Raw genomic sequence first — 13,669 nt, forward strand, 5'->3', positions numbered from 1 at the left:
ACGCCGTAGAACCCTGAGGTGTCAGGGCTGCCGCACGACGGCAGTCGGGGGCTGGACCGGTTGCCTGCGCGGGGATGGGGGCCTCGCCTGGACGGATGCCGAGGGGGGCGTCCCTGCAACCGGGAGGTGGCGCATCCACGTCTCGATGACTGTGAGTGACGGTATGGCGCCGACCTGTCACTGATCCGTCCGTCACGGCCGTGGGGGGCCACCCGGACGACACGAACGAGGAACACACGCACGGGGTGCGTGCGGGGGGGGATGACTCATGACGTCCACGAGTGCCCGGCAGAACGTCGACCCGTCACAGACCACCCAGCTCAGGGTGCCGTCGTATCGGACCGGCCACACCGGCAGCTTCCGCCGGATCAGGAAGACCCTGCCGAGATACGACTACGAGCACTACAGCCGGCTGGCGGGACCGCTCACCCAGCCGGATCCGGACAGGCCGTACCGGGTCCGGTACCGCTCACTGCTCTCGCAGGAGCCGCATCGCATCCGCGCCGCCCTCATGCTGGGCGCCGCGCCGCTGCTGTCGCTGGTCCTGCTCGGCTGGCTGCTCCAGCCGGAGCACTGGACCGCACGCGCCTATCCCCAGTACGCCTTCCTGCCGGCCCTCGACATCGCCATGCTCGTCTCGATCGGTCTGATCGAGTTCTTCCGCTGTATGAACGTGCTCTCGAACGCGCACGCGACGCTGGTCGCCCGCGACCCGGTCCCGGTGGTACCCGAGACCGGTACGAGAGTGGCCTTCCTCACCACGTACGTCCCCGGCAAGGAACCGCTGTCGATGGTGACCAGGACCCTGGAGGCGGCCGTACGGCTGCGGCACCGGGGCCTGCTGCACGTCTGGCTCCTCGACGAGGGCGACGCCCCGGAGGCCAAGGCGGTCTGCGAGCGCCTGGGCGTGCACCACTTCACCCGCAAAGGCGTCGAACGCTGGAACCGGCCCAAGGGCCCGCACCGCGCCAGGACCAAGCACGGCAACTACAACGCCTGGCTGGAGGCGCACGGCGACGCCTACGACTACTTCGCCTCCGTGGACACCGACCACGTGCCGCTGCCCAACTACCTGGAACGGATGCTGGGCTTCTTCCGCGACCCGGACATCGGCTTCGTCATCGGCCCGCAGGTGTACGGCAACTACGACGCCTTCGTCACCAAGGCCGCCGAGTCGCAGCAGTTCCTCTTCCACGCGCTGGTCCAGCGCGCCGGCAACCGCTACGGCGCGCCGATGTTCGTCGGCACCTCCAACGCCGTACGGATATCGGCGCTCCAGCAGATCGGCGGTCTGTACGACTCGATCACCGAGGACATGGCGACCGGCTTCGAGATGCATCGCCACCGCAATCCGGCCACCGGGAAGAAGTGGAAGTCGGTCTACACCCCGGACGTGCTGGCGGTAGGCGAGGGCCCCGGCGCCTGGACGGACTTCTTCACCCAGCAGCTGCGCTGGTCCCGGGGCACCTACGAGACGATCCTCAAGCAGTACTGGAAGGGCTTCTTCTCGCTGCCGCCGGGCAAGCTCTTCAACTACACCATGATGATCGTCTTCTATCCGATGTCGGCGGTCAACTGGATCCTCGCGGCGTTGAGTTGTGCGCTGTTCCTCGGCCTGGGCGCCTCGGGCGTGAACATCGACCCCACGGTCTGGCTGATGCTGTACGGCAACGCCTCGGCGCTGCAGATCGGCCTGTACGTCTGGAACCGCCGGCACAACGTCTCGCCGCACGAGCCGGAGGGCTCCGGCGGTGTGGCCGGCATGGTGATGTCGGCGCTGTCCGCACCGGTCTACGCCCGCTCGCTCATGGACGCCGTACTGCGCCGCAAGAGCAGGTTCGTGGTCACGCCCAAGGGCGATTCGGCGAGCCCCGACACGCTGCTGGGGACCTTCCGGATCCACCTGTTCTTCCTTCTGGTCTTCGGCGGCTCCATCGTCGCGGGCTTCCTCTTCGGCCACGCCCACCCCGCGATGATCACCTGGGCCTCGATCGCCCTGCTGATCACGGCTTCGCCCATCGCCGTATGGCGCTGGGCGCTGCGGCAGGACAGGAGGAACGCGGCCGTCGCGGACGAACCCGGGGACGCGGCGGTGACGGCGCAGCGGGCCACCGGCGCGCACGCACCGGGGCAGCGACCGGCGTGGGCCGGACGCGAGGGCCCTGAGCAGACCGTGCGGTTCGCTCTCGGGGGGCGCGAGAAATGACAGACCAGGCCGGCCGTCGCCGTGCACGTCGTCTTGTGATCGGCACGGCTGTCGTCCTCGCACTGGCCGGGATGAACGGGCCGTGGCTGTACCGCTTCGGGACGGAGCGCTACCACGAGTACACGATCAACAAGCCCGAGTACAAGGCCGAGAACGGTCACTGGCAGATCGTCGAGTTCCCGGAGCAGTACCGGCAGGACACCATTCACGCGGCGCTCCTGCACACCGGCAAGGTGCTGCTGATCGCGGGCTCGGGCAACAACCAGGAGAACTTCGACAAGAAGAAGTTCGACACCCGCGTCTGGGATCCCGTCAAGAACACGATCGAGAAGATCCCCACGCCCAAGGACCTGTTCTGCACGGGTCACACCCAACTGGCCGACGGCAAGCTGCTGATCGCGGGCGGCACCAAGCGGTACGAGAAGCTGAAGGGTGACGTCACCAAGGCCGGCGGCCTGATGATCGTCCACAACGAGAACCCCGACAAGCCGGTCACGCTGCCCGCGGGCACCCGGTTCACCGGCAGGGCGAACCACAGGACCTTCGTCTCCAAGGACCCCGTCCTGGTGCCGCGTGCGAAAAAGGTCTTCGACAGGACCGGCAGGTTCCTGCGCAACGACCCCGGTCTCGGCCGCATCTACGTCGAGGCGCAGAAGAGCGGCTCCCGGTACGAGACCGGCACACAGGACAACTACCGCATCCAGGGCCTGACCGGCGTCGACGCCCGCAACACCTACGGCATCGCACAGAAGCTCGCGCTCGACAAGAAGGACTTCCAGGGCATCCGCGACTCCTACGAGTTCGACCCGGTCGCCGAGAGGTACGTCAAGGTCGACCCGATGCACGAGGCCCGCTGGTACCCGACGCTCACCACCCTCGGCGACGGCAGGATCCTCAGCGTCTCCGGGCTCGACGACATCGGGCAGCTGGTCCCGGGAAAGAACGAGGTCTTCGACCCCGAGACCCGCACGTGGACGTACACCAAGAAGATCCGGCAGTTCCCGACGTACCCGGCGCTGTTCCTCATGCAGAACGGCAAGATCTTCTACTCGGGTTCCAACGCGGGCTACGGACCGGACGACGTGGGCCGCGACCCCGGCGTCTGGAACGTGGACACCAACACGTTCACCAAGGTGCCCGGGCTCGGCGACCCCACCATGATGGAGACCTCCGGCACCGTGCTGCTGCCGCCCGCGCAGGACGAGAGGTTCCTGGTGATCGGCGGCGGCGGGGTGGGCGAGTCGAAGCTGTCCAGCAAGAGGACGCGGCTGATCGACCTCAAGGCGAAGAACCCGCGCTTCGTCGACGGGCCCTCCCTGGAGAAGGGCACCCGCTACCCGCAGTCCTCGGTCCTGCCCGACGACACGGTGCTGGTCTCCGGCGGCTCCGAGGACTACCGCGGGCGAAGCGACTCCAACATCCGCCAGGCGCGCATCTACCACCCCGACACCAGCACGTTCCAGCGGGTCGCCGACCCCCTGGTCGGCCGCAACTACCACTCGGGCTCGATCCTGCTGCCCGACGGCCGCGTGATGTTCTTCGGCTCCGACTCGCTGTACGGCGACAAGGCCAACACCAGGCCGGGCACGTTCGAGCAGCGCATCGAGATCTACACGCCGCCGTATCTGTACCGGGACGCGCGGCCCTCCCTGTCGGGCGGCCCGCGGACCATCGCGCGCGGCGCGTCGGGCACGTTCACCTCCCGGCACGCGGCGACGATCAAGAAGGCCCGGCTGATCCGCCCGAGCGTGTCGACACACGTCACGGACGTCGACCAGCGCTCGATCGCGCTGGACTTCACGACGTCGGGGACCAGGATCACGGTGACCGTCCCGAAGAACCGCAATCTGGTCCCGTCGGGCTGGTACATGCTGTTCGTGGACGACGACCAGGGAACGCCCAGCACGGCGCAGTGGGTCAGGGTTCCCTAGGGGGTGTTTCGAAAGTCCGGTGCGGTGCCCGCGGTGTCCGGCACGCCGGGAGCACGCTCCCCCGCTCCCGGCTCCGCTCGCGCGGGCGGTGCCCCCCACGACGCCGCTCCTCGACGGGTAAACACCGCCTGCCGGGGCACCGGACGCCGGCACACGGTGGACGCCCTCCGCGGCGGAGGGCGCCCCCTGTCACGCCGGGGGAGACCAGGTGCCGTCCCCGGCCAGAGCGAGCGCGTAGTCCGCCCACCAGTCCCCGGCCTTCGGTCCCCCCTTGCAGGTGCCGTCCGACTCCCCGGGGCGCTTGACCCACAGGTACGCGTCCACCAGCGGGTCCGCCGTCCTGGTCGTCGGGGCCTCGCCCAGGGCCCGGCCCGGCGGATTGCACCAGCGCTGCCGCGGATCGCCTTGTGTGTAGGGCCCGTTGCCGTTGCGGCTCGTGTCGATCACGAAGTGCTTGCCGCCGGTCTTCGCCGACAGCTGCTCGCCGTACGCGATCGAGTCCCCGGTCGAGTAGAAGTTGGAGACGTTCACCGCGAAGCCGTCGGCCCGGTCGACGCCGGCCCGCTGGAGCGGCTGGAAGATCTGGTCGGGGTGCTGCCAGCCCGCGTTGCCCGCGTCCAGGTACACCGACGTGTTCTTCAGCGCCTTGAGGGTGGTGATCGCGCCCTTGAGCAGGTCGTAGCGCTCCTCGTGGAACTGGCCCGGCGTGCAGCCGTCCACCATGTGCAGCACCGCGTCCGGCTCGAGGATCACCGTGGCGTTCCGGTCGCCGATCCCCCGGGCCACACCGTCGATCCACGTCCGGTACGCGTCGCCGTCCGCCGCGCCGCCCTGCGAGAACTGCCCGCAGTCGCGGTGCGGGACGTTGTAGAGGACCAGGATCGCGGTCCGGTCCGCCTTCTCCGCGGCCTCGGTGAACCCCCGTGCCTCCGCCGCGGGGTTCTCCGGCCCGATCCACTCCCCCGTCGGCTGCTCGGCGATCCTCCTGATCCGGTCCGCCTCGGCCGTCCTACCGGCCTTCTCGTACGCGGCGACCTGCCGGGCCGCGTTCCCGTCCGGGTTGACCCAGAACGGGTCCACGGACTTCGGCCGCTGGCTGATCCCGGCGCCCCCGTCGTCCTTCGTGTCCCCGCCCCCGGATGAACACCCGGCCAGCAGCACGGCGGCCCCCACCGCCGCCGCGGCCCATACCCCCGCACCCTTCGTCCCGTACATCCAACTCCCCCTTGGGTGTACCGTCTTACCCCCAATCGTGACATACCTCCGCGTCCTCACGACGTCGTCGGGGCCTTGTCGGGGACCTGTTAGTTGCAGCCGGCCTCCCGGTCGCCGCCTCCCCGCCGCCCCGCCGCCCGCCGTCCGCCGTCCGCCGCCCGTCGCCCGTCGCCCGTCGCCCGTCGCCCGTCGCCCGTCGCCCGTCGGAGACGTCAGCGCCCACCGCCCGTCAGATACGCGGACACCACCACGTTCGCGGTGTACGAACGGCTCACCCGGTCGAACCTGCCGCCGCAGGTGATGAGCCGCAGCTCGGCCCGGCCCGGCTGCCGCGTCCCGTACGCCTGACGGGCATCGAAGCGCTCGCGGTCGAGGACCTTGACGTCCTCCACCGTGAACTCGGCGACGCGGCCGTCGTCGCGGACCACCCGCACCTTCGCCCCGGAACGCAGCGTGCTCAGCTTGTAGAAGACGGCGGGCTTGGTCTCGGTGTCGACGTGCCCGACGAACAGCGCGGTCCCGGCGGCCCCGGGTTTCACTCCGCCCGCGTACCACCCGACCACGCCGGGCTGGTCGAAGGGCGGCGGCTCGATCGCGCCGTTCCGGTCCAGGCCGCGCGCCACGACGGGCGCCTGCACCCGTATCGCGGGGATGTCGACCCGCAGCGGCACGGCCCGCCCCAACGGCTCGGCCGCGGGCGGCAGTCCGGCGTCGGGCGGCCGGCCGGCGGCGGCCATGTCACCGGTCGTCGGCGCGGAGATCCCCTGGCGTACGTCGGTCACCTCCCGGCCCCACATCCACAGCCCGAGCAGCAGGACCACCCAGGCGACGCCCATGAGCAGCCGCCCGGTACCGGAGGAACTCTCGTGCTCGGACACGGTTCACTCCGCGCGGGGGTCCCGGCGGGTCCCCCGGACTGCGACCGCGACCGCGGCGGCGCCCACCAGCACAAGGCCGAAGACCGCCTGCCGGACACCGGGCCCGCTGTCCCGGGCCCCCGAGGACGTGACGCGCGCCGTACCGCCACCGCCCGCGGGCACCGGCGCGACCGGTGAGGAGAGGGCGGACGGCGAGCGCGGCACACTGCCCGACTCCCGGCCGGCGGGGGGCGGGGTCGGCGGGGCCAGCGGGGGCCTCGGAGGGGTCCGCGACGTCTGGGGCGTCGGGGACGCCGGGGCGGGCGGGAGGACCGGGCCGGTCGGGGCGGCGGCCTCGGCCCCGCTGACGGTGAGCAGGCCCCTCACCTGCCGACCGTCGCAGCCGGCCGCGAGAGCGTACTCGAACGCCGCCGACGGGACCCTGCCCGTCGTAGCCGTCGTGCCCGTCGTAGCTGTCGTGCCCGTCGTAGCTGTCGTGCCCGTCGTAGCTGTCGTGCCCGTCGTGCCCGTCGTGCCCGTCGTGCCGGAGCACCCGCGCACGGCCGGCCGGGCATCGGTGGCGGGTGCGGGGGCCGCCGGGGTCAGGAAGACGCCCCGCGCACCGACCGCGTACGCGGCGGGCGCGAGGGCGACCGCGATGACGACCCCCGCACACAGAGTGAGACGTACTGAACGCATCGTGAACCTCCCGATACCAGGAGACTCCCCCTCCGGACACTCCGGCGCATCCGGACGGAACCCTCGGCTACTCCGTACGGGACCGCACGCTGCGCCGGATGGCGTCCGCCCTGTGCGCCGTGCGGTCCTCACCGGGCGGGTGGCCGCCGGGAGCCGTCAGACGAGGTCGACGAGGTCCGCGATCGAGGACACGACGTGGGAGGGGCGGTAGGGGTACCGGTCGATCTCCTCCGGCGTGGTCAGCCCGGTGAGCACCAGGAACGTCTGCATCCCGGCCTCCATTCCGGCCAGGACGTCGGTGTCCATCCGGTCACCGATCATCGCACTGCTCTCGGAGTGCGCCCCGATCGTGTTCAGCCCGGTCCGCATCATCAACGGGTTCGGCTTGCCCGCGAAGTACGGCTGCTTGCCGGTCGCCTTGGTGATCAGCGCCGCGACCGCGCCGGCGGCGGGCAGCGGACCCTCGGTGGACGGGCCGGTCTCGTCGGGGTTGGTGCAGATGAAGCGGGCCCCTGCCTTGATCAGCCGGACCGCCTTGGTCATGGCCTCGAAGGAGTAGGTGCGGGTCTCGCCGAGGACCACGTAGTCGGGCTCGTAGTCGGTCAGGACGTAGCCGATGTCGTGCAGCGCCGTGGTCAGGCCGGCCTCGCCGATGACGTACGCCGTGCCGCCGGGCCGCTGGTCGTCCAGGAACTGGGCGGTGGCCAGCGCCGAGGTCCAGATGCTCTCGGCCGGCACGTCCAGCCCCATGCGGCGCAGCCGGGCGTGCAGGTCGCGCGGGGTGTAGATGGAATTGTTGGTGAGCACCAGGAACGGCTTGCCGGATTCGCGCAGCTTCTTGAGGAAGGAGTCGGCACCGGGGATCGGGACGCCCTCGTGGATGAGCACACCGTCCATGTCAGTGAGCCATGAGGCGATGGGCCTGCGCTCTGCCATGCGCGATCTCCTGCCGTACGCAACGGGGAACCGGGGACGCCCGCATGGCGGCGGGTGCCCAGGACCCCAGCGTAATCAGGGCCGGTCCGCCGCGATCCCGACGGGCAGGCACCGGTTTGCGGGCCTGCCCCGGCTTCGCCGGCACACACCGGGCCGGCGGGCGGTCTCAGCGACGGCGCAGCAGGAAGGGGCAGGCCGCGACGAGGCCACCGCCCGCCACCAGGAGCAGGCCGACGGTCGTCGGACTGATGCCGTGCGGCGGCTGCGGCCCGGTGTTGGCCAGTTCCTTGCCCACGGGGCTGTGCAGGGCGGTGGGCGCGAGTGAGGACGGGGGTGGGGCCGAGAGGGGGGATGAGGAGGAGGACGAGGGGGATGAAGGGGACGAGGGGGATGAGGGGGACGAGGGGGACGAGGGCGCGTGTGAGGGTGACGGCGAGCCGGACGCCGGTGGCGTCTCCCCTCGGACGCCGGCATGGCCGTCCCCGCTTCCGATCCGGAACCGGTAGTAGTTCGACTCGCCGACCCAGTCCCCGTCGCCGCCCTGGCGCTGCACGATCGCGGCCTTCGCCATGACCTCGTTCGGCTTGGTGCCGGGCGCGAGCGCCAGCCGCACCTTCACGGCGAGCGTCTGCCCCGGCGCGACCGTGAACCCGGGGAAGCCGTCGTCGAACGCGCCGACCAGTTCGTCCCGGGCGGTGTGTTCGAAGGTGACCGGGTGCGAGCGGCCCCCGTCGAAGAACTCGAGCTTGGGCTGGGCGACCGTCAGCGTGCGCTTGAAGTCGACGAGGACGACCACCGGATGGATGCCCCCACAGGATTGCGCGGTCGTGTTCTTGAGGTCGATGAACCACGTCTGGCCGGCGCCGCCGGGCTCATAGGTGTCGGGACCGCCGTGGATGCGGGTGGTCAGGGGGAAGGCACGGTTTGTTGGCGTGACGCAGGCGGGCTGCCGACCGGCGAGGGCCGCACCGGGCGGGGCCGCACCGGCGACGGTCTGTGGAAGGAGGGCGGTGGCGGCGAGTGCGAAGGGCAGGACCAGGAACAGTCGAAACAGTCGCATGACATTATGACCGGCCATCAGCGCGGGCCTCCGGGGCACGCCACGCCCGGAGAGCCGGAGCCGACGGTCCAAGTCCCCTCGATCAGCGCAGTGGCCGCGCCCGCCCCGCCGCGCCGCGGCGGGGCGGGGACGTCCCCGGCGCCGACCGCCGCCCGCCGGGAGTCACCCCCCTGCCCGCCCGAACAGCGGTGCGAGCAGCAGCTGCGCCGCGCCCTCCGCGACCCCGCGCTCCCCGCCCGGCGCGATCCGCACCGGGACGGCGGTGCCCGAACCCTCGCGCCGGGCGCGTTCGTCGAGGACGGCGCCCACTCCCCGTACGAAGGGCTCCGGGTGCGCGGCGACGGTACGGCCGCCGAGCAGCACCAGGTCGATGTCGAGCAGCTGCGCCAGGTTCGCGGCGCCCGTGCCCAGGACGCGCGCCGCCCCGTCCATGTCACCGCGCACGACGGCGGCAAGGCACAGGGCCTCGATGCAGCCCCGGTCGCCGCAGCCGCAGGGGGGCCCGTCGAGCTGGATCACCTGGTGCCCGAACTCCCCCGCTCCGGTCCGCGGCCCCCGGTGCAGGGTCCCGCCGAGGACGAGCCCGGCGCCGAGCCCGGTCCCGAGGTGCAGATAGGCGAACGACCCGTCCGCGGCCTCGGCGGCCCCGCCCAGCGCGAGTCCCAGCGCGGCGGCGTTGGTGTCCTTGTCGACCACCACGTGCGCCGCGAGCCGCCGCGCCAGCGCGTCCCGCAACGGAAAGCCGTCCCACTCGGGGAACCCGGTGACGCGGTGCAGCACCCCGTGCCGGTGGTCGAGCGGCCCCGGAAGAGCGACACCCACGCCGAGCACCGGCGCACCCCCGTGCCCCGGCAGCCCCTCGACCTCCAGGGCCGCCCGTTCCACCACGCTCCGTGCGCCCGCGCCCAGGTCGAGCGGGGAGCGGCGTTCGGCGACCACGGTGCCCGTGAGGTCGCACAGCACGGCCCGCACCTCGTCCCGGTCCAGGTGCAGCCCCACCGCGTGCCCGGCCGCGGGCACCAGCCGCAGCAGCGTCCGCGGCTTGCCGCCGGTGGAGGCGCGGCGGCCCGCCTCCGTCGCGAGGCCGTCCGCGCGCAGCCGGGCCGTGATCTTGCTGACGGCCTGCGGGGTCAGGCCGGTCCGCTCGGCCAGCTCCAGGCGGCTGATCCCCGTCTCCCCCGCCGTGCGCAGCAGGTCCAGCACGAGGGCCGCGTTGTGGCTGCGCAGCGCCGGCAGGTTCACTCCGCTCGCCACGGTTCCCCCGAACCGGCACCGGCCTTCCGCCGACCCGTATACATCCTGTTCACGCCCTCCATTCTGGCCTGCCCTTGCACTTTAGCAACAGCGTTGCGAAAGTGGGGCCATGACGCGCACAGCCCCGGGTGGTCCCGCCGCCCCTCTCCGCGTGGGCCTCGTCGGCTTCGGCCTCGCGGGCTCCGTCTTCCACGCCCCGCTGATCGACGCCGCCGCCGGCCTCGTCCTCGACACGGTCGTCACCTCGGACCCGCGGCGGCGGGAGCAGGCCCGCGCCGCGTTCCCGGACGTGCGTCTGGCCGCCGCGTCCGACGAACTGTGGCCCCGCGCCGGTGAGCTGGACCTGATCGTGATCGCCTCCCCGAACCGGACGCACGTCCCGATCGCGACGGCCGCCCTCAAGGCGGGCCTGCCGGTCGTGGTCGACAAGCCGATCGCGGGGACGGCGGCCGAGGCGCGCGAGCTGGCGGCGCTGGCCGAGGAGCAGGGCCTGCTGCTGTCCGTCTTCCAGAACCGCCGCTGGGACAACGACTTCCTGACCGTCCGCAAACTGCTGGCCGAGGGCGAGCTGGGCGACATCCAGCGCTTCGAGTCCCGTTTCGAGCGATGGCGCCCGCAGCCCAAGGGCGGATGGCGCGAGTCCGGCGACCCGGCGGAGATCGGAGGTCTGCTCTACGACCTCGGCAGCCATGTCGTCGACCAGGCGCTCGTCCTGTTCGGCCCCGCCGCCTCCGTGTACGCCGAGTCGAACGTGCGCCGGCCGGGCGCGGAGGCGGACGACGACACGTTCATCGCGCTCACGCACGCCGGCGGCGTCCGCTCCCACCTGTACGTCTCCGCGACGGCGGCCCAGCTCGGCCCCCGTTTCCGGGTGCTGGGCTCCCGCGCGGGCTATGTGAAGTACGGCTTGGACCCGCAGGAGGCGGCGCTGCGCGAGGGCAGGCGCCCGGGCCCCTGCTGGGGCGTCGAACCCGAGTCCATGTGGGGGCGCGTGGGCTCCGGCGAGTCCCCGCCGACCGGCGGCGGCCGCCCCGAACCGACGCTCCGCGGCGACTACCCGGCGTACTACGCGGCGATCGCGGAGGCCCTGCGCGAGGACGGCCCGGCCCCGGTGACGGCACTGGAGGCGGCCGCGGCCCTGGACGTCCTGGAGGCGGCCCGGCGCTCGGCCCGCGAGGGTGTCACCGTGAGGCTGTAGGTGCCTCGGTCGCCTGCGTGTCGCTCGGCGTTCCGGTCACGACGGGAACGCCGAGCACCGTCGACCGCACCGCGCGCCCGAGGCGCTACGCGTCCTTGAGCTCCTGCCGCTGCCGGCCCAGCCCCTCGACCTCCAGCTCGACCACATCACCGGCCCGGAGGAACGGCTTCGGCTCGGGCCGCCCGAGCGCGACCCCCGCCGGCGTACCGGTGTTGATGACGTCACCCGGGTACAGGGTCATGAACCGGCTGACGTACCGCACGACTTCGGCGACCGGGAAGATCTGCTCGGCGGTCGTGCCGTCCTGCTTCAGCTCGCCGTTCACCCAGAGCTTCAGGGACAGGTTCTGCGGGTCGGGCACCTCGTCCGCGGTCACCAGCCACGGCCCGAGCGGGTTGAACGTCTCGCAGTTCTTGCCCTTGTCCCAGGTGCCGCCCCGCTCCATCTGGAACTCCCGCTCCGAGACGTCGTGCGCCACCGCGTACCCGGCGACGTGTGCGAGCGCCTCCTCGTGCGACTCCAGGTAGCGGGCGGTACGGCCGATGACGACCGCCAGCTCGACCTCCCAGTCGGTCTTCGTGGATCCGCGCGGCACGAGGACCGTGTCGTCGGGCCCGACCACCGTGTCCGGCGCCTTGAAGAAGACGACCGGCTCGGCGGGCGGCTCGGCGCCGGTCTCACGGGCGTGGTCGTGGTAGTTCAGGCCAATGCAGACGATCTTGCCGATGCGGGCGAGCGGCGGACCGACGCGCAGCCTGGAGGCGTCGAGCCGCGGCAGTTCGCCCGACTCGGCGGCGGTGCGGATGCTGCCGAGCGCCGCGTCGTCGGCGAGCAGCGCTCCGTCGATGTCCGGGACGAGACCCGACAGGTCGCGCAGCGTTCCCTCGGCGTCGAGCAGCGCGGGCCGCTCCGCCCCCGCCGCACCGACTCGCAGCAGCTTCATCAGGATTCCTCCGTGGGTACCCCCACCTTCAGGTGGGGGAGGAAACGGACTCCTGCGGAGCAGGGCAAGGAGCTGCGATTCGCCGCCAGGGCGGATCGCAGTGCTCTGACCCGCAGTTTTGTTCTTGAACAGTAGACGTACTAGTTTGTAAGGGTGACCGCGAACCACGTGAAGCGGGCGTTCAAGTACCGCTTCTGTCCGACGGATGCGCAGGCAGCGGAGCTGTCGCGCACGTTCGGCTGCGTGCGGAAGGTCTACAACATGGCGCTCGCCGCCCGGACCGAGGCGTAGGCGCGTCAGGAGCGGGTCAACTACAACCAGACATCGGCCATGCTGACGGCATGGAAGCAGACCGAGGAACTGGCGTTCCTCAACGACGTGTCCTCGGTTCCGCTCCAGCAGTGTCTGCGGCACCTGCAGACGGCGTTCACCAACTTCTTCGCCAAGCGGGCGAAGTACCCGCGCTTCAAGTCGAAGAAGAAGTCCCGCAAGAGTGCCGAGTACACCACCTCCGGCTTCCGCTTTCGTGAGGGGAAGCTGACGCTCGCCAAGATGTCCGCACCGCTGGACATCGTCTGGTCGCGCCCGCTCCCGGAGGGGGCGAACCCGTCCACGGTGACCGTGTCCCAGGACGCGGCCGGCCGCTGGTTCGTCTCCCTGCTGTGCGAGGACCCCACCGTCAGGCCGATGCCGGCCAACGGCAACGCCGTGGGCGTGGATGCCGGCCTGGACCACCTGCTGACGCTCTCCACCGGGGAGAAGATCGCCAACCCGAGGCACGAGCGGCGTGACCGCGCCCGCCTGGCCTTGGCCCAACGTCGTCTGGCGAAGAAGGCCAGGGGCGAGGGAGCCAACCGGCGCAAGGCCCGGCGGAGGGTTGCCAAGGTCCACGCCCGGATCGCCGACCGCAGGCGCGATGCCCTGCACAAGCTGACCACTCGGCTCGTTCGTGAGAACCAAACGATCGTGATCGAGGATCTGGCCGTGCGGAACATGGTCAGGAACCGGAGTCTGGCCCGCGCCGTCAGCGATGCGGCGTGGTCGGAGTTGCGGAGCATGCTGGAGTACAAGGCGGCCTGGTACGGGCGGGAAGTGATCGCGGTCGACCGCTTCTTCCCCTCCTCCAAGCTGTGCTCCACCTGCGGCACCCTCCAGGAGAAGATGCCGCTGCACGTCCGCACCTGGACGTGCGACTGCGGGACGACCCACGACCGGGACGTGAACGCAGCGAAGAATCTTCTGGCCGCCGGGCTGGCGGTGTCTGTCTGTGGAGCCGGTGTAAGACCTCAACGGAGAACTCCGGGCGGGCAGTCGGCGACGAAGCAGAAAACCCCACGGCGCGAGCCGTAGGAATCCCCCTCGTTCACGAG

10 protein-coding genes and 1 pseudogene are annotated in these 13,669 nt (G+C 71.5%); 4 read left to right on the forward strand and 7 right to left on the reverse strand.

The genetic code is table 11. The features are described from left to right. The first annotated feature begins 268 nt into the window (after positions 1-268). Both ACFSL4_RS27955 and glxA read left to right on the forward strand, forming a co-directional pair. Positions 269-2,206: a glycosyltransferase family 2 protein gene (locus ACFSL4_RS27955; protein ID WP_381088631.1), complete on the forward strand. Its 1,938-nt coding sequence runs from the start codon at positions 269-271 to the stop codon at positions 2,204-2,206. Next, positions 2,203-4,137, forward strand: a complete 1,935-nt coding sequence (glxA, locus tag ACFSL4_RS27960) for a radical copper oxidase GlxA (protein WP_381088633.1) — start codon at positions 2,203-2,205, stop codon at positions 4,135-4,137. The genes ACFSL4_RS27955 and glxA overlap by 4 nt, the downstream gene beginning before the upstream one ends. 189 nt (positions 4,138-4,326) lie before the next feature. Here the strand turns inward: glxA and ACFSL4_RS27965 are convergent, their stop codons facing one another. The 6 genes from ACFSL4_RS27965 to ACFSL4_RS27990 all read right to left on the reverse strand — a co-directional run bounded on the left by ACFSL4_RS27965 (position 4,327) and on the right by ACFSL4_RS27990 (position 10,158). Further along, positions 4,327-5,352: a glycoside hydrolase family 6 protein gene (locus ACFSL4_RS27965; RefSeq protein WP_381088636.1), complete on the reverse strand. Its 1,026-nt coding sequence runs from the start codon at positions 5,350-5,352 to the stop codon at positions 4,327-4,329. A gap of 212 nt (positions 5,353-5,564) precedes the next feature. Further along, on the reverse strand, positions 5,565-6,230 hold the full coding sequence (locus ACFSL4_RS27970; protein ID WP_381088639.1) for a class F sortase: 666 nt from the start codon (positions 6,228-6,230) through the stop codon (positions 5,565-5,567). A gap of 3 nt (positions 6,231-6,233) precedes the next feature. Beyond that, positions 6,234-6,908: a hypothetical protein gene (locus ACFSL4_RS27975; protein WP_381088642.1), complete on the reverse strand. Its 675-nt coding sequence runs from the start codon at positions 6,906-6,908 to the stop codon at positions 6,234-6,236. 156 nt (positions 6,909-7,064) lie between these two features. Beyond that, positions 7,065-7,844 carry an HAD-IIA family hydrolase gene (locus ACFSL4_RS27980; protein WP_381088645.1) on the reverse strand — a complete coding sequence of 260 codons (780 nt, stop codon included), beginning with the start codon at positions 7,842-7,844 and terminating at the stop codon, positions 7,065-7,067. A gap of 166 nt (positions 7,845-8,010) precedes the next feature. Further along, positions 8,011-8,904 carry a hypothetical protein gene (locus ACFSL4_RS27985; protein ID WP_381088648.1) on the reverse strand — a complete coding sequence of 298 codons (894 nt, stop codon included), beginning with the start codon at positions 8,902-8,904 and terminating at the stop codon, positions 8,011-8,013. A 162-nt stretch (positions 8,905-9,066) separates the two neighbouring features. After that, a complete protein-coding gene (locus ACFSL4_RS27990; RefSeq protein ID WP_381088651.1) occupies positions 9,067-10,158 on the reverse strand; it encodes an ROK family transcriptional regulator in 1,092 nt (363 codons plus the stop codon). A gap of 109 nt (positions 10,159-10,267) precedes the next feature. On the opposite strand from ACFSL4_RS27990, the gene ACFSL4_RS27995 reads away from it, so the two are divergent. Further along, positions 10,268-11,356 carry a Gfo/Idh/MocA family protein gene (locus ACFSL4_RS27995; protein ID WP_381088653.1) on the forward strand — a complete coding sequence of 363 codons (1,089 nt, stop codon included), beginning with the start codon at positions 10,268-10,270 and terminating at the stop codon, positions 11,354-11,356. 85 nt (positions 11,357-11,441) lie between these two features. On the opposite strand, the gene ACFSL4_RS28000 is transcribed toward ACFSL4_RS27995, so the two are convergent. Continuing rightward, complete coding sequence (locus tag ACFSL4_RS28000; RefSeq protein ID WP_381088656.1) at positions 11,442-12,299, reverse strand: fumarylacetoacetate hydrolase family protein; 858 nt, start codon at positions 12,297-12,299, stop codon at positions 11,442-11,444. Positions 12,300-12,452: 153 nt separating this feature from the next. Between ACFSL4_RS28000 and ACFSL4_RS28005 the strand changes: the two are divergent. Then, a pseudogene (locus ACFSL4_RS28005) lies at positions 12,453-13,649 on the forward strand (RNA-guided endonuclease InsQ/TnpB family protein). Positions 13,650-13,669 lie beyond the last annotated feature (20 nt).

The sequence above is a fragment of the Streptomyces caeni genome, from assembly GCF_042678285.1.
Taxonomy (GTDB): Bacteria; Actinomycetota; Actinomycetes; order Streptomycetales; family Streptomycetaceae; genus Streptomyces; species Streptomyces caeni.

Bases quoted from the DNA above. Each gene is read 5' to 3' on its own strand.
- ACFSL4_RS27995 (WP_381088653.1), top strand. From the start codon at position 10,268: ATGACGCGCACAGCCCCGGGTGGTCCCGCCGCCCCTCTCCGCGTGGGC.
- ACFSL4_RS27985 (WP_381088648.1), bottom strand. From the start codon at position 8,904: ATGCGACTGTTTCGACTGTTCCTGGTCCTGCCCTTCGCACTCGCCGCC.
- glxA (WP_381088633.1), top strand. From the start codon at position 2,203: ATGACAGACCAGGCCGGCCGTCGCCGTGCACGTCGTCTTGTGATCGGC.
- ACFSL4_RS27965 (WP_381088636.1), bottom strand. From the start codon at position 5,352: ATGTACGGGACGAAGGGTGCGGGGGTATGGGCCGCGGCGGCGGTGGGG.
- ACFSL4_RS27980 (WP_381088645.1), bottom strand. From the start codon at position 7,844: ATGGCAGAGCGCAGGCCCATCGCCTCATGGCTCACTGACATGGACGGT.
- ACFSL4_RS28000 (WP_381088656.1), bottom strand. From the start codon at position 12,299: ATGAAGCTGCTGCGAGTCGGTGCGGCGGGGGCGGAGCGGCCCGCGCTG.
- ACFSL4_RS27975 (WP_381088642.1), bottom strand. From the start codon at position 6,908: ATGCGTTCAGTACGTCTCACTCTGTGTGCGGGGGTCGTCATCGCGGTC.
- ACFSL4_RS27955 (WP_381088631.1), top strand. From the start codon at position 269: ATGACGTCCACGAGTGCCCGGCAGAACGTCGACCCGTCACAGACCACC.